Origin of the sequence: Proteus vulgaris (assembly GCF_016647575.1) — a bacterium.
Lineage (GTDB): Bacteria > Pseudomonadota > Gammaproteobacteria > Enterobacterales > Enterobacteriaceae > Proteus > Proteus mirabilis_B.
In genome coordinates, this window is record NZ_CP032663.1 from 3,122,100 (window position 1) to 3,143,441 (window position 21,342).

17 protein-coding genes are annotated in these 21,342 nt (G+C 36.3%); 16 read left to right on the forward strand and 1 reads right to left on the reverse strand.

From position 1 onward, the window contains the following. From tssE to D7029_RS14475, 15 genes are all read left to right on the forward strand, one after another. The gene (tssE, locus tag D7029_RS14405) at positions 1 to 438 is read left to right on the forward strand and encodes a type VI secretion system baseplate subunit TssE (RefSeq protein WP_194951036.1); all 438 of its coding nucleotides are present in this window, start codon (positions 1 to 3) and stop codon (positions 436 to 438) included. A 1-nt stretch (position 439) separates the two neighbouring features. Beyond that, positions 440 to 2,224, forward strand: coding sequence for a type VI secretion system baseplate subunit TssF (gene tssF / locus D7029_RS14410; protein ID WP_194951037.1), 1,785 nt, complete (start codon positions 440 to 442; stop codon positions 2,222 to 2,224). Beyond that, on the forward strand, positions 2,188 to 3,237 hold the full coding sequence (gene tssG, locus D7029_RS14415) for a type VI secretion system baseplate subunit TssG (protein WP_194951038.1): 1,050 nt from the start codon (positions 2,188 to 2,190) through the stop codon (positions 3,235 to 3,237). The genes tssF and tssG overlap by 37 nt, the downstream gene beginning before the upstream one ends. Positions 3,238 to 3,242: 5 nt before the next feature. Further along, the gene (gene tagH, locus D7029_RS14420) at positions 3,243 to 4,487 is read left to right on the forward strand and encodes a type VI secretion system-associated FHA domain protein TagH (RefSeq protein ID WP_088494822.1); all 1,245 of its coding nucleotides are present in this window, start codon (positions 3,243 to 3,245) and stop codon (positions 4,485 to 4,487) included. A 1-nt stretch (position 4,488) separates the two neighbouring features. Then, positions 4,489 to 5,043 carry a type VI secretion system lipoprotein TssJ gene (gene tssJ / locus D7029_RS14425; RefSeq protein ID WP_088494821.1) on the forward strand — a complete coding sequence of 185 codons (555 nt, stop codon included), beginning with the start codon at positions 4,489 to 4,491 and terminating at the stop codon, positions 5,041 to 5,043. Between the two features lie 2 nt (positions 5,044 to 5,045). After that, positions 5,046 to 6,404, forward strand: coding sequence for a type VI secretion system baseplate subunit TssK (gene tssK / locus D7029_RS14430; protein ID WP_088494820.1), 1,359 nt, complete (start codon positions 5,046 to 5,048; stop codon positions 6,402 to 6,404). Continuing rightward, positions 6,397 to 7,152, forward strand: coding sequence for a type IVB secretion system protein IcmH/DotU (gene icmH / locus D7029_RS14435; protein ID WP_088494819.1), 756 nt, complete (start codon positions 6,397 to 6,399; stop codon positions 7,150 to 7,152). The genes tssK and icmH overlap by 8 nt, the downstream gene beginning before the upstream one ends. Before the next feature lie 9 nt (positions 7,153 to 7,161). Beyond that, entirely contained in the window at positions 7,162 to 9,798 is a 2,637-nt protein-coding gene (gene tssH, locus D7029_RS14440) for a type VI secretion system ATPase TssH (RefSeq protein ID WP_194951039.1), read from the forward strand. Further along, the gene (locus D7029_RS14445) at positions 9,795 to 10,592 is read left to right on the forward strand and encodes a Fis family transcriptional regulator (protein WP_194951040.1); all 798 of its coding nucleotides are present in this window, start codon (positions 9,795 to 9,797) and stop codon (positions 10,590 to 10,592) included. Before tssH ends, D7029_RS14445 begins: the two co-directional genes overlap by 4 nt. Beyond that, positions 10,589 to 11,239 (forward strand): type VI secretion system-associated protein VasI, encoded by a 651-nt coding sequence (gene vasI, locus D7029_RS14450; RefSeq protein ID WP_194951041.1) that lies wholly within the window; start codon positions 10,589 to 10,591, stop codon positions 11,237 to 11,239. The genes D7029_RS14445 and vasI overlap by 4 nt, the downstream gene beginning before the upstream one ends. Positions 11,240 to 11,244: 5 nt before the next feature. Beyond that, complete coding sequence (gene tssA, locus D7029_RS14455; RefSeq protein ID WP_194951042.1) at positions 11,245 to 12,699, forward strand: type VI secretion system protein TssA; 1,455 nt, start codon at positions 11,245 to 11,247, stop codon at positions 12,697 to 12,699. 2 nt (positions 12,700 to 12,701) lie between these two features. Further along, entirely contained in the window at positions 12,702 to 16,250 is a 3,549-nt protein-coding gene (gene tssM / locus D7029_RS14460) for a type VI secretion system membrane subunit TssM (RefSeq protein WP_194951043.1), read from the forward strand. Between the two features lie 39 nt (positions 16,251 to 16,289). Next, on the forward strand, positions 16,290 to 17,621 hold the full coding sequence (locus tag D7029_RS14465; protein ID WP_194951044.1) for a VasL domain-containing protein: 1,332 nt from the start codon (positions 16,290 to 16,292) through the stop codon (positions 17,619 to 17,621). Positions 17,622 to 17,680: 59 nt separating this feature from the next. Continuing rightward, positions 17,681 to 19,417 carry a type VI secretion system baseplate subunit TssF gene (locus tag D7029_RS14470; RefSeq protein WP_194951045.1) on the forward strand — a complete coding sequence of 579 codons (1,737 nt, stop codon included), beginning with the start codon at positions 17,681 to 17,683 and terminating at the stop codon, positions 19,415 to 19,417. Positions 19,418 to 19,536: 119 nt separating this feature from the next. Further along, positions 19,537 to 19,725, forward strand: coding sequence for a hypothetical protein (locus D7029_RS14475; protein WP_194951046.1), 189 nt, complete (start codon positions 19,537 to 19,539; stop codon positions 19,723 to 19,725). Positions 19,726 to 19,883: 158 nt separating this feature from the next. Here the strand turns inward: D7029_RS14475 and D7029_RS14480 are convergent, their stop codons facing one another. Beyond that, complete coding sequence (locus D7029_RS14480; RefSeq protein ID WP_194951047.1) at positions 19,884 to 20,303, reverse strand: hypothetical protein; 420 nt, start codon at positions 20,301 to 20,303, stop codon at positions 19,884 to 19,886. Positions 20,304 to 20,502: 199 nt separating this feature from the next. Between D7029_RS14480 and D7029_RS14485 the strand changes: the two genes are divergently transcribed. Then, entirely contained in the window at positions 20,503 to 21,012 is a 510-nt protein-coding gene (locus D7029_RS14485; protein ID WP_194951048.1) for a DUF523 domain-containing protein, read from the forward strand. The last annotated feature ends 330 nt before the right edge of the window (positions 21,013 to 21,342 follow it).

The window sequence follows — 21,342 nt, forward strand, 5'->3', positions numbered from 1 at the left end:
ATGACAGCTCTATATAATTTGGAAGACAACCCCGCTTCCAGTTTATTTGAGCGCATACAAGGGAAGAGCGTAGGCTCTTCCCAACGCGCGAAAATCCAAGCGTTACTCATGTCAATTAAGCAAAATTTAAATCAGGTTTTAAATAGCAGACCTTTAGGTTGCCAAAGTACTCCTGCTTTAGGCGTTCCTGATTTAAACGATGCGACATTAACAGGAGTCGATTTCAAGGTTCATTTATCCAATATTATTGCGGATTGCATTACGACTTATGAGCCAAGAATAAGCAATGTCACTGTTCATTTTATAGAAAATGAAGCAGAGCCCCTGTCACTGCAATTTAATATTACGGCTTTTATCTTATTAGAAAATCAAAAGCAGCTTATTGAATTTAACGTGCAATTAGACAGCAACCGTAGATATCAATTGACGCAATTTTAATATGTCTTCAAATCACTATTTTAATAATGAATTAAGTTATCTCGATAAACTTGAACAATATGTTGCAACTGAAAAACCGCAGCTTATTAATCAAATATCTGAAAGAGTGCGTGATCCTGATGCAGCGCGGCTTTTAGATGGCATTGCTTATTTATCAGGTAATTTACGAGAACAAATAGACAGACAATTTCCTGAACTGACAAACAGTTTAGTTAATATGCTATGGCCTGCTTACGCGCGTCCATTTCCTAGTATGACAGCAATAGAATATCGTACTGAAGCCACTCAAAAATGTGCGATAAAAATAGCAAAGGGGCAACCTTTTGTTAGCCGCCCACTCTATATTCAAAATGAATTAGCCGAAAATGATGAAGATAATTGGCATAAATGCCAATTTACGCAGTGTCGTGATTTATGGGTACTTCCAATACAAATAGCACAAGTGACTCAAAATCAAGACACGTTAGATATTCATTTTTCTCTAAACCAATTACAGTCGCTATCCACAGTTGGCTTAGAGAAACTGTGTATTTATCTTAATGGTCTTTCCTATACAACGACTCAGTTATTTTATTTATTAAATAGCAAAGTTAAAAAAGCAAAAATAACAACGGCTCAGCGTCAATTTACCTTAGAGAATTTTGCGGTTGAACCGATTGGTTTTCATGCGGAAGACTCTCTTTTGCCTTATCCGAAAAACAGTTATGAAGGATATCGCTTATTGCAGGAATATTTTTGTTTTCCTGAAGCTTTTATGTCTTTATCCATTCAAGGATTAGATAACATCCCTCCTGCTTTGGTTTCTGATACTTTTACATTATCAATTCAATTTGACAGTGATATTCCAGAAGCCATGCTAATCACGGAAGATTGCATAAAGATAAATTGCGTACCCGCTGTTAATTTATTTGGATCAGAAAGTGAAGCGATAAATTTAACGGGAAAAGAAACAGAATATGTTTTAAATAAAAGCCATAAAAAACAAGATTGTTATGATATTTTTTCGATAAATACGGTCCAAGGTTTGCGCTATATTCCGAATCAGCGTTCTTATATTACACGATACACAGCTTTTGAGAGTTTTCATCATCAAAATAATCAAGATAATCCCGAAAGAACGGGTTATTACCGTTTAAAAATAGCACATCATAAATCAAATTATGGTTATCAACACACCTTGTCATTTGTGCGAAACAATGAAGCTGATTTACTAAATTGTGAAGAAAGCATTTCAGTATCAATGAACTGTACTAATCGTACATTAGCTTCTTCATTGTCTTCTCATTCGATAAAGCTTGATGAGAACAACGTTATTTCAGGGGTGTTATCTGCTAGTAATATTATTAAGCCAACAAAAGCACTTTATCCTTTATTAGGAAATACGTTGTATTGGTCAGAACTCACTAATTTATCTATTAATTATCAATCTCTATTGAGCTTAACCGCACTCAAACAAATCTTACAGCTATATGATTTTAAAGCGACGTTTCATCAGCAATCAGCTCGTCAATCTCAAAAATGCCTCGATGCAATCACAAATTTAAAAACAGAGTCTATCGAGTATTTATATAAAGGCTTACTAGTAAGAGGTGTGAAAACAACATTATCGATACATCAAAATGCCTTTATTTCAGAAGGAGCGATGTATCTATTTTGTTCTGTATTAGCACAATTTTTCACCCTTTATACCAGCGTTAATATGTTTCACGAATTGGAAGTTATTAATTTAGATAATAAGGAAATTTATCTTTGGCCAGCGAAAATAAACCAGCAAATACTCAAATAACAGATATTGAGAAAATACAAAGCTGGCTAAATAAAAAAGCGGGCAAATCTGTTACTGAATACAGCTTCTATCAATTAGTTGAGTTGCTTAATAAACTGCATTCTCAAAAAACAGCATTGAATAATGAAAGCGTTATTCAGTTTAGATCAAGCGCTAATACCGCGTTTCCAACTCGTGATGTCGTTTCATTACGCCAAGATGAACAAGGTCAATTTGATCTTGAAGTCTCTTTTTTGGGTTTACATGGTAGCCAATCGCCATTGCCGGGTTATTACCTTGATCATTTCGCGTGGGAAGAAGCTCAACAAGCCAATCAATTAACGGATTATCTTAATTTATTTAATCACCGCTTAGTGACTTTACTCCATCGTATATGGCGTAAATATCGCTATTACATCTGTTTCGAAGATGGTGGCCACGACGCATTTTCTCGTCATATGTTCTCTTTGGTAGGGCTAGGAAGTGAAGCCAATCGTGGCATGATGAACATCAACCACAGCAAAATGCTGGCTTATGCTGGATTGCTTGCCAGTCCGAGTCGCTCTCCCGATGTTATTTGTAGCTTAATTTCTCACTGTTTTGATTTAGAAAAAGTTGAATTGATCGGATGGGAAATACGCAAAGTACCTATCCCTGAAGATCAACAAAACCGTTTAGGGATTATTGCTCGTCATTCCGGACAGAAATCTCGCCCCAAAATGGTTTTAGGTGAGAATTTTAATATTGGCTCTCATATCTATGATTGCAATGGTAAATGCACGATTGAAATCAGTGAATTACCACTCGATCGCTATATGTCGTTTCTTCCCAATGGCAAGGACTTTTTGTCACTTATTACTTTTGTTTCTTACATCATGCATGAACAACTTGCATGGGATTTACGCCTGCGTATCGCCGACAAACAGGCATATGGGATCTGCTTAGGTAAAGAACAACACAATCAATTAGGTTGGCAAAGTTTTCTCGGAAAACCAGAAGCCAATCCTAGTGTGACAATGACTATTTTGGAATAATATTTATGGATAATTATTTACCCACAATCTCTTTTCGCTTAATAAATAGTGAGTTGCTTGAAAGTGGCTATGTACCAAATAGTCAATTCACGCAACTTGGTGGCACGATTGGTAGCAGTAAACAATCACACTGGGTAATACAAGATACTCAATCATCTATTGCATCTACACAGTGCGCTATCGCTTGGCAAGATAAACAATTTTGTTTAAAAACACTGGCTGAGCCTGTTTATATTAACAACGCCCTGATCCCCATTCATATTGGGGCGGTCTGTTTATCTCAAAATGATCAGATCAAAATTGGGCAACTTGTTTTATCCGTTAATATCAATTTAACGCAAAACAATAAGCCTGATCTTATGGCGATGACACCACAATCGTTGATCGAGACTGATGATAATCCGCTCGATCCCCTGCTACAAAAAAATTCCCCTTCGGTTCATAAAACAGAAAGCCATATTATGCCTTTAGCTCCGACAGTTTCAGGCTCAATGACACATGATCCATTAAAAGCCCTTGAAAGCGAAAGCTTAGAGCTTATTCAAGGCTCATCATCTAACACACATCACTACGCTCTTTCTTCGCCTCGTTCAGATAACCAGGGAGATCTCATGGTTCAGGAATTTATGGATTTGCCAGAAATAACGTCTCAAGATAATGAAACAAATGCAGACGTAGACTATGTCGCAATTAATCCATTAATGAAAGGGCTAGGCGTACACCTTAACTTACAAAATTCACAGCAAGCAAATGATTTTCTTATTGAATTAGGAAAAACGACGCAATCTGCAATAAAAGGTTTGTTGGCATTACAACAGCAGGAAAATTTACAAGATAAACAACTGCGCCCAATTGAAGATAATCCGCTTCGTTTAAATAATGAATATGACAGTGTTATGCGTTTAATGTTTACCGATGAACGTAGCCCTGTACATTTATCTGCGCCTTCGGCTGTCGCAGAAAGCTTACATAATGTGCAATTACATTATTATGCTAATCAAGAAGCCATTTCCGCTGCATTAACCACACTATTAGAAGCATTCTCGCCAGAGCATTTATTAAAACGCTTTTCCCATTATCGTCGTAGTTACGACAATACTCCAAGTGATAGCGCTTGGGCTTGGGATATGTATACCAATTATTACAACGAGTTAGCATCATCTCGCCAACAAGGTTTTGAGAAACTGTTTTATGAGGTCTATACCCACGCTTATGACCGAGCCTTAAGAAAAGGGCTCGATGAGGTGTGATATGTCGATAAAAACATTCATGGCTTATCTCTTTTTTATTTTTGTAGCCACCCAATTAAGTGGGTGCAGTGGCCCTATTGAAGCCATGTCAAAAATAGGCAAAGTCATATGGGACCCATCAACGCCCGTGGGTAAAGAAAAAGAGCAATCCTCGGTTGTCTCATTCACATTATTAGCTGAGCCTGAAATCAATCCTAATCATCAAGGAGAAGCAACACCGGTTCAATTACAAATTGTTTATATGAATGAAGATTCGATCTTTGCCTCTTTAGATCAAGACCAAATTATTGAAGAAGATTGCGATCTGAAAAAACTATTAAAGAGAAATTATATCGATCATCAAGATTACACCCTTTTACCTGATCAATATAAGCCGCTCGATCCCATTGAGTTGGATAAAAAGAATAAGTATATCGGGATCATTGCCTATTACTCTGACGTCAATGTTACTCAATGGAAGAAAATATTAAAAATCAATGGGATTGGTCATTATTACAATCTGCTAGTCCATATCAAAGAAAATGAAATTGAATTTAGAAAAGAAGAGGATCAATAACAATGTCGACAAAAAATAAAGTGATATGGCATGAAGGGTTGTTTATTAAGCCTCAGCATTTTCAGCAACAGCAACGTTATCAAGACTATATTATTGAAACGCTGATAAAAACTTATCACGCTCATTACTATGGTTTAAGCCAATTGACGCTAAATACTGAATTATTAAGCCTTGGTCGTATTGGTCTTAAAGAAGCTTCTGGCATTATGCCTGACGGCACGCTGTTTTCTATTCCACAGCAAGATAATCTTCCTTCACCTATTGATATTTCACAAATTAATGAAGGCAGTGACAATGTGGTCTATTTGGCATTGCCGTTACAAAACAACACAGTCAGTGAAATCTCTCATTCCCATAATGGTAATCATTTATTAGCTCGTTATAGCGATGTATTAACACAAGTACGTGATTTGCATACTGAGAATGGAGATATCAGTCAGCTTAATATTGCAAAGCTTAATCCTATTTTAAAATTAGGAAAAACAGAGCTAGACGCTTATGTGATGTTGCCAATTTGCAAAATAAGAGAGATCAGCGCTGATGGTAGTTTAATTCTCGATAAAAACTATATTCCTACCTGTTTAAATTCAAGAATTTGCCCTATTTTAGCTGAGTTTTTAGCTGAAGTTGAAGGTGCCTTATTTGAGCGAGGACGCCAAATAGCAGAGCGTATAGGCTCCCCCGGTCAACAAGGTATTGCCGATGTTGCTGAATTTATGATGTTACAGCTACTTAATCGTGCTTATCCTCAGTTTTCACATTTATCTAAGCAGACAGTGGTTCACCCAGAGCAACTCTTTAAAGAGCTACTTCAATTTAATGGTGAAATTCAAACCTTTACTAATGGCTCTCGTTTGCCTGATAAATTACCGATTTATCGACACTATGACTTGGCATCGGGCTTTTTACCTCTAATTAAATCTATTCGACAAGCGCTAAGTGTGGTTCTCACACCAAGAGCGGTGCCAATTCCATTGCAAAAACAAGAACATGGTATTCGTGTTGCGACAATTCATGACAGACAACTTCTGCAAAGTGCTGAATTTATTATTGCGGTACGCGCTCAGTTACCTCAAGAGCAATTGCGTCGCCAATTCGCGCAACAGGCAAAAGTCACTTCAGTGAATCAAATTCGTGATTTAGTCAGTGTTCAAATGCCTGGTGTTGGCTTCATTCCGTTATCAACCGCTCCTCGTCAATTGCCATATCACTCAGGCTATACCTATTTCCGCTTAGATCCTCAAGGTGAATCATGGGCTGATATACAGAAACACGGAAATATTGCATTCCACGTATCAGGACAATTCCCTGAACTTGATATTCAACTTTGGGCAATAAGAAGTGGAACTCAACATGAGTGATTTATCATTAATACAAGAACTTACTGAAAAAAAAGTGAGCCATAAATCATATCAATTGCCATTACGCGGTAACAACATCAATCCAATGATTGATGTCGCGACACCGTTGCTGGGTATGGTGATCAGAATGAAATCAATGTCAGCAACTCCGCTATCAGAAAAGCTTTTTCAACAAGTGGTCACTGACATTCAAGCCATTGAACAACAACTTCAAACTCACGGTTATGAGCCAGGTGCCATTGTTTCATTCCGCTATGTGTTATGCACATTTATTGATGAAGCAGCATTAGAGTTAGGCTGGGATCAAGATAACGATTGGGTAAAACAATCCCTGTTAGTTCATTTTCATAATGAATCATGGGGTGGTGAAAAGGTTTTCGTATTAATAGAACGCTTATTAGGTGAACCTAAACGTTACCTTGATTTATTAGAGTTTATTTATCTCTGTTTATGCCTTGGTTATCGCGGTCGCTATAAAGTCAGCAATGGCTATGGAGATGACTTTAATAAATTACTTCGCCAACTTCAAAAACAGATCCAACAACTTAAAGGTGAATCTCAACCTGTTGTTTTATACAAAGAAAATGGCACTAAATCACATCAATATCGCTTAGGACAACGCTTTGGTGTTCGTTATATCGCCATTGGCTCACTGATCTTCGCCACAATTATTTATGCTATTTATGCTTCTAGATTGAGACATCAAACTCTCAATATTTTGGAACAGCTTAATACACTTCTTAGCTAGGACGCCCTTATGATCCAGATTGATCTCTCAACATTAGTTAATAGACTTCACCCTATTGCTAAACACGCTTTAGAAAATGCGGCTGCGTTTTGTGTAAGCCAGCAGCAACTTGAAATTACAGTAGACCAATTTTTACAACAACTGCTGGAAACACCACTAACGGATATCCGCACTATTTTTAATAAAGTTGATATCAATCCAACTGAATTAACAGCGCTTTTAGATCTTAACTCTGTACAGCACCAAAGCGTGACACAAAGTTATCCAAGCTTTTCCCCACTATTAGTGGAATGGCTTAAAGATAGTTGGTTATTGGCTTCAGCAGAGCTTAGTCATAACGAATTACGTTCAGGCGCGTTATTACTCACTTTATTGCAAATGCCTCATCGCTATTTGCCTAAATCAGCAGTCGAATTACTCTCTCAAATCAATAGAGAACAACTCAAACTCAACTTTGATGAGTGGACGCTGACATCAGCAGAAGCACCAATAGCAGAAGCTAATAAATCATCCAATAGTCATGTTCAATCGGACTCTATGCTTGCGCGTTTTACACAAAATATGACGCAACAAGCAAGAGATAACCAGCTAGATCCGGTTTTATGTCGTGATCATGAAATTGACTTAATGATTGATATTCTCTGCCGTCGTCGTAAAAACAACCCCGTGGTTGTCGGTGAAGCGGGTGTCGGTAAAAGTGCCTTAATTGAAGGGTTAGCCTTACGTATTATCGCTGGCGAAATTCCTGAAAAACTCAAAGAATGTGAGTTATTAACATTGGATTTAGGCGCTCTTCAAGCTGGTGCTGCCGTTAAAGGTGAATTTGAAAAACGCTTTAAAGGCATTATGCAAGAAGTGGCACAATCACCGACTCCTATTATTTTATTTATTGATGAAGCTCATACCTTGATTGGTGCAGGAAATCAGCAAGGTGGCTTAGATATCTCCAATTTGCTAAAACCTGCATTAGCTCGTGGTGAATTAAGTACTATCGCAGCAACCACTTGGAGCGAATACAAAAAATACTTTGAGAAAGATGCCGCATTAGCGCGTCGCTTCCAACTTGTTCAAGTGAAAGAGCCTACTGCCGATGAAGCTATTATTATTATGCGCGGGTTACGCTCTATCTATGAAAAAGCGCACCAAGTTTTTATTGATGATGAAGCGCTCTGTGCATCAGCACAATTAAGTGAGCGTTATCTTTCTGGTCGCCAACTTCCAGATAAAGCCATTGATGTGCTTGATACCGCTTGTGCTCGTGCAGCTATCAATCTTTCAACTCCACCTAAACAGCTATCAGCATTAAAAACGCAACGCCATCAAATCAAGATGGAGCGAGATGTATTAATTCGTGAACAGCAATTAGGTTTAAAAGATCATTCAGAGCGCTTGGCGATATTAGACAATCAGTCTATTGAGATAGAAACACAAATTGAAGTGCTTCAACAGGCGTGGGAAAAACAGAAAAATATTGTTCGTGAAATTATTGAATTACGATCAACTTTATTATCAGCATTGACTAAATCACTTGAAGAAGAGACAAACACTGAAAGTGTTGAAAATAATAGTGATGAGCTAAAATCTCGCTTAAATGCTCTAAATGAAGAGTTAACTGAATTACATCAACACTCTCTATTAGTCTCTCCTCATGTAGATAAAAAACAAATCGCTGCCGTTATTGCTGAATGGACAGGCGTACCTCTTAATCGCTTATCACAAGATGCATTATTAGTGGTGACAGAGCTTCCGACCTATCTTGAACAAAGCATCAAAGGGCAAACTCTCGCCATTAAGCATCTTCATAAACACTTACTGACAGCGCGCGCCGATCTCCGCCGTTCTGGTCGTCCTCTTGGTGCATTCTTGTTAGCAGGACCAAGTGGTGTCGGTAAAACAGAAACTGTTATTCAAATTGCTCAGTTAATGTTTGGTGGAACACAGTATTTAACCACGATCAACATGTCTGAATTTCAGGAAAAACACACGGTTTCTCGCCTAATTGGCTCACCTCCAGGTTATGTAGGTTATGGCGAAGGCGGAGTATTAACAGAGGCTATTCGTAAAAAACCTTATTCTGTTGTATTACTTGATGAAGTAGAAAAAGCCCATCCCGATGTTTTAAACCTGTTTTATCAAGCCTTTGATAAAGGAGAGTTAGCCGATGGAGAAGGCCGTATTATTGACTGTAAGAATGTCGCCTTTTTCTTAACTTCTAACTTGGGCGATCACATCATTATGGCTCATGCCGATAAACCGGATGAGTTGCATGATGCCCTCTACCCAGAATTAACCACTTTCTTTAAACCTGCTCTTTTAGCACGTATGGAAGTTATTCCGTTTTTACCGTTAACGCAGGCTATTCTCAAAGAGATTATTACTTACAAACTAACACGCTTAACTGAACTACTTACACAACGTTTTCATGCAGAAATCAGGCTAGAAGACACTGTTTCAGATGAAATATTGCAACGTGCTTCACGAGCAGAAAACGGAGCAAGAATTTTAGAATCCATTATTGATGGCGCACTACTCCCTCCTCTTTCACTTCTTCTCTTGCAACACAGTGCACGAAATGAAGATATCAGGACGATACGGTTATCAACGCAAGATAACCAATTTATTGCAGAGGTAAATGTAGAACTATGAAGCACAGACTGAAAAATGCGCTCTCTCTCTTAACTTGTTTAGATGTGGACTCACTGATCAGCCAATTTCTTGAGCTCAGTATGCCTCGTAGTCCATTCAGCGCACTTATTGTTTCAATGATTAATAAATCAGAGAACCGCTTAGAGAGCTGGAGCATTGATCTTAGTGAGAAAGTAGAGAAAAAACATTTGGATGTCGATATTACAGAAGCGGATCACCCCTTGATCCAGCTTCTATCACAACCACAATCTGTACTTTGGAATGATCTAAAACAGGGCAGTTATATTAGCGATCACGCCTTACAACAGTTTATCGCCAAACAACCTGTGCATTGCGGGTTGTTTAGTATTCCCTTTACTGATCTGAATAATAAGCCTTGTGGGTTAATTATTATGTTAGGGCAAGATCTCGATGAAACCGTTTATGAGCAAGGGATCTTCTCTATTTACTGCAATATTTTTCATCATCAATTAAAAAGCATCTTGGCGTTTTCTCAATCACAACAAAAAATTGCTGATCTGCAATATCTATTGAAATTACAACAAGAAAAAGAAGATAAAATTAATCAGACATTACGTTCATTATCCGTATCGAATTTAACTTCAACGCGAGCATCAACGCACTCTTTCGCTGAAGTGAACGATCTTACTTTAGCCACTGAACGCTATGAAGCGTCAATTCTGCGTTATCAACAAGAAAGCAGTAATGACGATCTCAATTTAATTGCTGAAAACTTAAATATTTCAAAGCGATCTCTTCTATATAAATTAAAAAAATATGGATGTCTTGAATGATTTATTCACGGATTATTTATTTCATTTTTCTGGCTTTCTGTTTACTCAACAACGCCTTTGCACAGGCGCAAGAGGATGAAGTTAATCTTACTGAACAAGCGCTCTCTCAATGTCGTGAAGAGGTATCTCAACTTATTCGTTTATCTTGTTATGACCAAATTAATATTGAGAACAAACAAACTTCTACTTTTGATATCAGTGCGATGGGCGATATTTGGCGCTTAGCGGTAGAGCATGAAATAAAGCGTGAAAACTATACAGCGGGATTTATGGTGACAGCCAATAACAAAGGAACTTATCCCGTCATTATGACGATCCCAGCCATGGGATATCAGCCACCCCGCCCTATTTTAATGCTCAGTTGTATCGACAACATTACTCGTATGCAAATTGCGTTACCCAAAAAACAAACTGCAGGAAACATCCAGCTCATCACGGACAAAACACAACTAAGTAGCGAATGGTTTCTACGAGAAGACGGTTATTTGCTTGAAGCAAGCCGCGGCATACCCGGTATTGATGAAATCAAACAACTACTTTCCAGCACAAAACTAACCATCAAATTAGCGAATGATGAGAAATTAACCTTTAATATTTCAGGCATTAACGAAGAGATAAAACCTCTGCGTTCCGCCTGTCATTGGTGATAAAAATGACAACAAAAACGCTTTGTACATGGCGAGAACAACTTTTAGCACCTTTGGATGAGGCTAAAATAAGTAGCCAGCTTGATGAAAATAGTGCCGACTGGGAATATATCGAAAATGAAATGATAAAATTTGGCTCACTAAGCCATAGCACTTTAGATATTGATGATCTTCAACGTCGTGCATTACAACTATTCGCAACACAAACCAAAGACTTTCGTCTATTGGTGCATTTTCTAAGAACACTGCAACATGCTGCTGTCCCTGAAGAGCTAGTTATTGCTGCCACGGTTGCCAGCGCCTATATGCAACATTATTGGGATAACAGCTATCCTAGTAATCCACGTTTAAAACTACGTTTAGCACAACAAATTATTAAACGTTTTGAATCAGTCAAAAACAGTTTTTGCCAGCAAGCCACATCAGAACAACGTGATGATATTTTGGGTGAATTTGCCTATTTAGCTCAATTTTGGCACACCAATCAGCCTAATTTATCTACGCAAATGGATGAATTAAGCCGAGCGTATCAACATATAGAAAACACACAAAAATCGACCATTACAACTGAAGAAAGTGTAAAAGCAGAATCCATTAATGAAGTAAAAACACCTTCTCAACCTCCAGCAAGCGTGACTTCAGAGGCAACGCAACCTCACGTTGAAATTAATCAAAGTGATGATCGCCAATGGAAACAGACACTATTAAAAGTCGCTGGCATTCTTTGTGAACAAGCCCCTAATGATGCGGTTGGTTATCGCCTACGCCGATATGCTATTTGGCATAATATTCAAACACTTCCGATGAGCGATAAGCAAGGTAAAACACCTCTAGCGGCAGTGGCAATAGATAGAGTGACCGATTACAAAGCGCAACTTATGCAACCAACACTCACTTTACTCAATGAAATTGAACAAAGCTTAACGTTGGCTCCTTACTGGTTAGATGGTCACTATCTTGCAGCTCAAGCCGCTCAATCATTAGGGCTAACTTCTATTTCATCAGCGATTGCTCAAGAGCTTTCACTGTTTTTAACCAGATTACCTCAGCTTAGCCATCTCTATTTCTCTGATATGACGCTCTTTATTTCAGAAGAAACTCATCAATGGCTAAATAGCTTAGAAAGCAAAACGAATAATAAAGCGAGCCCTGCGTTATCGCTACAAAGTGAACAACAAGAAATTATGACCTGCTTTGAACGAGAAGGTCTTAATGCCGCGTTATTGATGATTGATAACGCTATTTCAATCACAACAGAACCCCGCCAGCGGTTTTATTTGCAGTTACTCTCAGCACAACTATTTGAAGCGTCAAAGATGAGTTCCATCGCAAATGTTTATTTTAATCAGCTTTATCAAGATGCGCTTCGATATTCATTATCAGAGTGGGAACCCAATTTATTAAATCAATTAGCATCAAAAGTGGAACATCAACAAAACTTGTCTTCTCATAGGGAATAATAATGAATTGGTCATTTCTTTCTGGAAAGAAAATAACGGATTTTATAAAAAAAATTTTCTTTGCTGATAAATCAAAAATTAAATCCTTGTTTTTACTTTTTATTGCCTTAATTCCAGCTCTATTTGTCATTTGGATTTGGTGGTGGGGAGCTAATTATGAATTTAAAGGAGATTACCCATTAAGATCGCTCAGTGCGCGCTGGCTAGCGACAGTTATCACTATTTTAGTTGTTGTCAGTTGGGTTGGTATTGCAACATGGCTTCGTGTGAGAAAACTTGAAGGTCTGAAATTAGATGTTGAACTCGCAATTGTCGATCCTGTACTTAATGATATTGAACATCAGAACCGTTATTTAAATTATTGGAAATCGCAATTTATTAAACATCAAAATGGGCACACTAATGCGCTTTATCAAAAGCCTTGGTATTTTGTGCTAGGTACTGATGAAAGTGGTAAAAAAACATTATTAAAAAATAGCCTCAATACGTTAGATATTGCGCCTATTGAAAATATTGTCAGTGAGCAAAAATTACCTTTGCATATAAAAATGTTATTGGCAGACCAAGCCATATTATTAATGCCAGAAGGTAAGTTAATTACACAACCCAATCTTATTTTAGAAAAGCCGAAACTTTATCACCGATTATGGAATGAGTTATTAGTCTGGTTAAATGAACATCGCTCTCGTCAACCAATGAATGGCATTATTCTTACTATTGATACATTACAACTACTGACAAACGATAAAGAGAAAAATAGCCAGTTTATTGCTTCATTGCATATGCGGTTACAAGAAGTTCGCATCGCTTTTAATAGTCAATTACCTATTTATATCGTGTTTACAAAGCTCGATTTATTACAGGGATTTGACGCTATGTTTCAGTCACTCGAAGCCAAACAGCGTGATGAAATATTAGGTGTAACATTCCGATTAAATAGCGAAAATAATTGGGAAAAAGATCTTAATGCATTTTGGGAACAGTGGGTGAGCCAAATGAATAGCGCCCTTCCTGAGATGATGCTCAATCGCGTTGATGAAAGCCAACGTACTAAGTTATTTAGTTTTATTCGACAAATCCAAGGGCTAAAAACTAACGTTATTAGCCTGCTTAATGCATTAACGTCCAGTAATAAAGAGCAAGATATTCAATTAAGAGGGATATATCTCACTTCAGCAACACAAGTTGGTCAGGTTGATAATCTCTTTAGTCAAACAGCATCGGTTCAATATCATTTACCAACAGCACCATTAGCGACTTGGCCTATCGCAGAAACTCATAGCTATTTTACGCAATCACTTTTTCAAGATGTTTTGTTATCAGAGCCAAATCTTGCTGCTGAAAGTCAATTTTGGCTTAAAAAACATCGTAGAAGAGTTCTATTAGCTTCCGCTATTAGTGTTGTTGGTATTATCGCTTTATGGAATGGCTGGAGCCATTATTACAGTAAAAATTACCAATCTGGCGAAAATGTACTTAATGAAGTGAAATCATTTCGCTCTTCAGAAGCGACGATTACCACTAATACCGCAGGAAAAGAGCAGCTTGCGGTATTAAACCCATTATTAGATGCCACATTAGCTTACGGTAATTATCGCGAGAAAAGTGACACGTTTTCTGACCTAGGGTTATACCAAGGAAAGAATGTCGGCCCTTATGTCGAAAATGTTTATCTCCAATTGATAACAGAACATTATCTGCCTTCAATAATGAATTCTTTACTGACTGAATTGAAAAAAGCACCAGCAGGTAGTGAGGAAAAGCTAGAGATATTACGCATTATGCGCATGCTTGAAGATAAGAGTGGGCGTAATAATGAGATTGTTGAAAACTTCATGGCTAATTATTGGAGTCGCTTATTTACAGGACAGAGAGATATTCAATCTCAATTAATGTCACATTTACAATACGCATTAAAACATACCGATTGGCAAACTCAACGTAAGGCAGGTGAAGTAACTGCTATTAATGCTTTTACACCATTTACTCAGCCAATCGATACAGCGCAAAAAGAGTTAAGTCGTTTACCGCTTTATCAACGTGTTTATCAAACCTTGCGCCTTAAAGCGAACCAAGTTCTCTCATCACCATTAAATATACGTCATCAAGTTGGCCCTAGCTTTGACTCTATTTTTACCGCTATTAATGAAGATAAACTTCAAATGCCTCAGCTTCTAACGCTGTATGGGCTAACAAACTACTTTACTCAACATAATGATGAGCTGGTAGATCTGACCTTTTTGGATGCATGGGTATTAAATTTAAGTACAAATACCCAATACAGTGAAAGTGATAGAAAAGAGATCCAACGTCAAATCACCGAACAATATCTAAATGATTATACGGCTCAATGGCGTGCAGCTATGAGTAATCTTGAAATAAGAGAATTTGAATCACTACAAGATGAAATTAATGCATTAGAGCAGATTATTAGCGGTGAACAACCCATCCGTCGTGCATTGCAAGTATTAAGAGATAATACAACATTGCCGAAAATAGACAGTTCACTACCAATTGCTGATCAAAAGGCATTAATGGATGAATTGAAATATAAATTACTCACACGATTAGATAAAGAATTTGCACCTCAAACTGAAATTCTTGTCAGCAATAATGGTGAGAATTTACAGAACCTCAATCAAAAATTAAATGAACTGCATCGTTATTTATTAGGTATTTATAATTCACCTGTGCCGGGTAAAGCGGCATTAAAGGCGGTGACTTCTCGCCTTGAAGATAATAATCGCGACATTATTTTTGAATTATCTCAATCAGCTAAAACATTGCCTGAGCCAATGAATCGTTGGGTAGGACAATTAGCAGATCAAGCGTGGAATGTTGTACAAAAAGAAGCTATCCGCTACATGGAAGTTGAGTGGAATGAAACCGTTGTTAAGCAATATCATACCTACATTGTAGGTCGCTATCCGTTTAATGCAGCAACGACACAAGATGTCCCTTTAAGCGAGTTTGAACGCTTTTTCAAACCAAACGGCACATTAGATAGCTTCTATCAGCAAAATCTACGCCTTTTTGTTGAAAACAACCTGATTGAAAATAGTGATGGTCAATCACTTATTCGTCCGGATGTGTTAGAACAACTCGAAATTGCAAATCGAATTAGAAATACATTCTTTAATGCACAAGGCAATTTAGAAGCGCAATTTGCTATTGAAGCACTTTCTCTTACCGGTAATAAGCGTCGTAGTGTTTTAAATCTTGATGGGCAATTACTCGATTATTCACACGGCAGAAGCCATACCGTACATATGGTTTGGCCTAATTCAATGCGTTCAAATGTTGAGAGCAAGCTGACCTTAGTGCCTATTTCTGGCGATAAATCACCTCGAGCTGTTTTATTTAATGGCCCTTGGGCACAAATGCGCCTCATTAATGGTGGCAAGCTTACTAATATAAAGCCGCACTCTTTTGATGTGAAATTCACCCTTGATAATGGTGATATGACATATCGGATCACAATCGATGAATCTAATAATCCTTTCTTTGGTGGATTATTTACTCGCTTCAAATTACCTGAAACCCTTTATTAACTGATTTCCCCTTATATTTATAAGGGGATAGGATCATTCATGAATACGCCAAAAGAAAAATTTGTGATAAAAATTGCAGGCTCTCCTTTAGATATCCCTGAATTTATCGCATTAAAAGCGGAATTTAATAAACTTAATCATCCTTCTCAACCAGAGATCAGTTGGACTCTTATTGAGTCTCTCTCATTAACGTTATTTAAAACCCACGGTATCGACTTGCAAAGTGGGACTTATTACACGCTAGCTCGTCTTCATTTAAATGGGTTAAATGGTTTTACTGAAGGATGCGAATTGCTTGCCAATATAGTGGTAAGTCAATGGGATAATCTTTGGCCTACTCAACCAAATCATCGGTGTGATGTTTTAAATTGGTTTAATACCAAAGCGGGAGCTTTATTACGTCAGTTAACATTTTCGCCTTCTGATTTACGTTTAATTTATCGTTCAGAAAGGGCTCTGCAATTAATTATCGACCAACTCGCTCATACGGATTGGCCTAAATTACCAAAGCTAGAAAATTTACTTTGGTTTTTCCAAAATGCAGCGAAAACCTTAGAACAAAATACAAAAAGTTCGACTCAAAAAAGTAGTAATAATGCCGTTAAAATTCCGCCTATTGTCTATATCAGTACATCTGATGAACTTAAAGAAAACAATACTTCTAAACCTAACCCTATCGCCGAAGTTGTTTTATATGACGATCCGCCGCTTGAGAAAAAACCAATGAGTGCGAAAAAAGGCTTTTTTATTGGACTATTAAGTAGCAGTGCTATTTTTATTACTATTGGTATGGCGATTTATCTGCCGATGCAAAAAGAACTCTCTGCAATTATCGCTCAACCTGAAGGTGCCATTACACAATGGTTATATCAACCAAATATCAGTTCATATGCAAATAACCTTGTTTTAATGGAAAAACAGTCTCCTATATTTGCTTTAAGAAAATCAGATCATATGTTGGAAGTCGCGAAAAAACTTTGGCCTAATAATGCTGATCAATCTTACGCAACACGACAATGGCAAAATATCCTTACTACACGATTAGAAAACGCACCAATTGACAGCAGTTGGTCAGATACGAATAAATTAATTCAACAGCTTTCCGATAGGATTGTTCAACAAGAACGTAACAGAGGAAGCTTTACCCTTTCTTATTTAAAAACAGCCATTTATGAAATTCAAAAAAGCCATAATAAAGCTGTTCCTATTGAAAATAAGCTATATGCATTTTCACAAGAAATAAGTAAAGAGCAGTCTATCTCTCCCGCATTAATTAATAATCTCGATGCAGATATTAATGGATTATTGGCACGATATTATCTCCTGCAAAAAGAAGCTGAAGAGTTAGGATTAAAGCCTTATTCATATTAAAAATAACCAGAAATCATGGCAGATATTATTTATTATTAAAGGGGTGATATTAGATTAACATGAGCGAAATTAAATATTTAAAAGAAAGGCAATACCTGCAAAAACTGGCTAAATCCTACGCACAAAAAAAACCACATTTAGCGGAAGTTTTAGAGCCAGATGATCCTCAAACCAGCTATTTAATGGAGGGATTTGCCTTTCTTTCTGCTCATTTGCAAGAAAAAATTGATGATGCATTCCCTGAAATTACACTCCCTTTATTACAGCGTCTCGGCTCTCAAGCAATAAAAGGGTTGCCGTCAACATCCATTATTCAAATCAGTTGTGATAAAGAAATTAACTACAGTTATTACATTCCTAAAAACAGTAGCGCTTTAGGCAGTAATAACGAGTGTTTTTCAACTTGTCGCGATTTATATATCGAGCCTTATTCTCTTATTGAGAAACAAGTGACACATCAACCTAATAAAAGTTGTATCTCTTTAACTTTTGCCTACCTTGGCGATATAGAGCAAATGCAATCTTGCTCGCTAAATTTATTTCTTAGCCCAATCAAGAATATTGCAGATACGCTGTTACTTGGGTTGACACAACATTTTGACTATATTGAATTAAAACATGCCGATCAAAGTTATCATGGTGACAATGCAACGTTTTGTTTTAACTCTCAAATTGGTAAAGATTATCCTATTTTTCCACAATCAGAGAATACCCCGAAAGCACCACAACAATTATTGGAGGGGTTGTATCTTCCTCATGTTCATCATTTTATTAGCTTAGATATTCCCGTGATTATCAAACAATTAGATTGGGGAAAAAGCACTCAATTTACAGTCAATATTTATTTAAATAAGCAAATTTCATTAACGGAAGAACAATGCCAAGACTGTTTTTTACTTAACTGTATTCCTACTGTTGATAAAGAGAAAGATCATACAGTTATCCTTGATTTTCAAGAGAATAAATCATCTTATTTACTGCCTATTCCAGATAACCATTATCTTTCAAGTTTATCTGAAATCATGCTTTCATTAGAGCCACATGAAAAAGAGCGTGGTATTTATTGTCATTTTTATTCAATAACTGAATTAACATCAGCATCTCGCCTATTGCCTCAATATCAAAACTCTCTTTTCTATTCCTTAACAATAGATAAAGATATCACCGGAAGAACCTTCTATACGGTTCATTTCTATGATAATAAAGGCGAGGAACTTATCTCTCCACCAAGTCTACATTTTTCCTGTACATATATTGGCTTTGAAAAATATAAAGATAACAGCATTGGTGTGCTGAATGCACACAGTGAAAATATGCCTGATAATCTGTTACTCAAAAATATCACACCTTTATCAGAATGTTTTCCACCTATTGTTGACGATAAGTGTTATTGGCATTTGTTATCACATTATAGTGCTAATGCTTTTATGCTGATGTCTATTACAACAATAAAAAATATGCTAAGTGATTATTTAATTTATTCAGAACTAGATAAACAAGTTACAAGAAAAATAAAAAAATCCTTGGATGGCTGTATTGATTTAAATAGTCAGACTTATGATTATATTTTAAAGGGTAAACCACATCGTTGTTTATCTTTAATATTAACACTAGATACTGATTATTTTGATAATGAGGGCGATGCCTTTATTTTTGTTTCTCATCTTTATCATTTCTTTCCATTTTGCTTATCTGAGAATATGTTATTAGAAATGAAAATTAAATTTAAAGATAATGAAAAAATAAAATGGTTTTTATCACCATATCCATTAAAAGGTTATAAGTCACTGCTGTGATTATTTAAAGCTACAAATAAAAAGAGAAATAAAAAAATATTGAGTTAAGTGTTCATCTATTGATAACAAATTTATTTTATGTGAGAATTCATCTAAATAAAAAATAAGGAGAAAAAGAAATGGCTAAAGTTAATAATAACGCTAAAGAAAGAGCCTGTGCGGTAGCCCTTTCTGTTGCATCTCGAACTACATTCGATCCCAATAGCGTCACAGCCTCTAAAAAGCTAGCTCAAAAGCGCTCAGCGCAACGTTCAACTGATGATTTAAATAGAATGTTTTCAAAAGCTTTCTCTACTGTTATTAAATAATAACGTTCATAGCAAATATCCAACTACAATTAATATCTAAAGCCCTTTTGATAGGGCTTTTCTCTGGGGAGATTTAGTAGTGCATTCTAAAAAATGGGTTTTTCGTGAATTAGTTAAAAACGAAAATTCAACTTTAACTAAAACACTAAAATAATCCACTAATATCGAAAATAATTTTCAGAATAACTTATATGCAAACAACTATCATATTTATAAATCTCAAGATATTGTTCGTTATCTCTTACTTTAGGATTTCCATAATAAACTGGAAAATCTAATTTATCGGTAAACTCTCTTAATTGTAGATACGCCTTATTCCAATCAGTAATAAGACAAAATGTCACACTACCGTTTCTAAATCCTCTATCAATAATTCCATCACCAGTGAAAAAATAGTCATCCGAAATTCTAGGTACTGATTTAATCACAGAAGATGTATTAAGATAATAAGAAAAGATATTATATTTAGTGTAGGTGTAACCTCTTTCTTTTGTATTTTTAATATCTTTTATTGCCAAAAAAATAAGAATGGTAAATAAAGTCAGTAGAAATAATGTAATCCAATATCCTTTTTTCATATTTTCTTCCTACTGTCTTGGTATTATTAATATTCTATTTGAAACCTTATCACAATAGTTCTATAAATACTGAAATACCGTGACTTTTTGTGCTTAAACAGAATTGTATCCTCTAAATGCATTGAACGATAACAACCAAGAATATAAATTCTATCAAAACACATATCTCATTAATTGGATGTAATATCACTAAATTTATATGAAAAATAAAATACTCGTTAGTGCTTGCCTGATGGGATTTAAGGTTCGTTATAACGACACAGAAAAAGCACAATTAAATACAGTATTTGAACAGTGGCAACAAGAGCAACGATTAGTGATCCACTGCCCTGAACTTGCAGCTGGGTTGCCAACACCTAGAGCCTCGGCTGAAATATTGGAAGCTGATGGTTATCAAGTTATGCAAAATAGCGCAAAAGTGATTGAAAACACGGGTAACGATGTGACAGCCCATTACCAACTTGCAGCATGGCTTGCTTTGCGCACAGCTTTAGATTCTAACTGTATCGTTGCCCTATTAACCGATAAAAGCCCAACCTGTGGTAGCCAATATATCTATGATGGCAATTTCTCTGGTGTGACAAAGCAAGGTGAAGGTGTTGCAACAACCTTATTACGTCAACATGGTATAAAGGTATTTTCTGAAAATCAGTTGGATGAATTAATTGATTGGGTAGAAAACTGGGGTAAAGAAAATATTATTTTATGATAAAAATCTGAATAGCTGATAGCTTAATCAAATAATCATTTGAAAAACATTAACTTATACTTATCGGATACGGATCATCATCCATCGTTTCAAACAGACTCTGCAAAATGGAGCCTTCCATTCTTACTAATCTCCAATTAGCTCATATTATTCTTAATTAACACTCCTATTTCGTCATTAACAAACAAAAATACTGCTAAAGACTAATGTAATTTATCTAATTATTTGATTTAGGTAAAACGGTTTAAATCTTTTAATAAATAAAAATTGATAGATAATGACTATTAATAATCTATTTTTGATCGCTCATATCGATCTTTAAGTGTTTTT

Coding starts and splice junctions, on each gene's coding strand:
- tssE (WP_194951036.1), top strand. CDS start 1: ATGACAGCTCTATATAATTTGGAAGACAACCCCGCTTCCAGTTTATTT.
- tssF (WP_194951037.1), top strand. CDS start 440: ATGTCTTCAAATCACTATTTTAATAATGAATTAAGTTATCTCGATAAA.
- tagH (WP_088494822.1), top strand. CDS start 3,243: ATGGATAATTATTTACCCACAATCTCTTTTCGCTTAATAAATAGTGAG.
- tssJ (WP_088494821.1), top strand. CDS start 4,489: ATGTCGATAAAAACATTCATGGCTTATCTCTTTTTTATTTTTGTAGCC.
- tssK (WP_088494820.1), top strand. CDS start 5,046: ATGTCGACAAAAAATAAAGTGATATGGCATGAAGGGTTGTTTATTAAG.
- icmH (WP_088494819.1), top strand. CDS start 6,397: ATGAGTGATTTATCATTAATACAAGAACTTACTGAAAAAAAAGTGAGC.
- tssH (WP_194951039.1), top strand. CDS start 7,162: ATGATCCAGATTGATCTCTCAACATTAGTTAATAGACTTCACCCTATT.
- D7029_RS14445 (WP_194951040.1), top strand. CDS start 9,795: ATGAAGCACAGACTGAAAAATGCGCTCTCTCTCTTAACTTGTTTAGAT.
- vasI (WP_194951041.1), top strand. CDS start 10,589: ATGATTTATTCACGGATTATTTATTTCATTTTTCTGGCTTTCTGTTTA.
- tssA (WP_194951042.1), top strand. CDS start 11,245: ATGACAACAAAAACGCTTTGTACATGGCGAGAACAACTTTTAGCACCT.
- tssM (WP_194951043.1), top strand. CDS start 12,702: ATGAATTGGTCATTTCTTTCTGGAAAGAAAATAACGGATTTTATAAAA.
- D7029_RS14465 (WP_194951044.1), top strand. CDS start 16,290: ATGAATACGCCAAAAGAAAAATTTGTGATAAAAATTGCAGGCTCTCCT.
- D7029_RS14470 (WP_194951045.1), top strand. CDS start 17,681: ATGAGCGAAATTAAATATTTAAAAGAAAGGCAATACCTGCAAAAACTG.
- D7029_RS14475 (WP_194951046.1), top strand. CDS start 19,537: ATGGCTAAAGTTAATAATAACGCTAAAGAAAGAGCCTGTGCGGTAGCC.
- D7029_RS14480 (WP_194951047.1), bottom strand. CDS start 20,303: ATGAAAAAAGGATATTGGATTACATTATTTCTACTGACTTTATTTACC.
- D7029_RS14485 (WP_194951048.1), top strand. CDS start 20,503: ATGAAAAATAAAATACTCGTTAGTGCTTGCCTGATGGGATTTAAGGTT.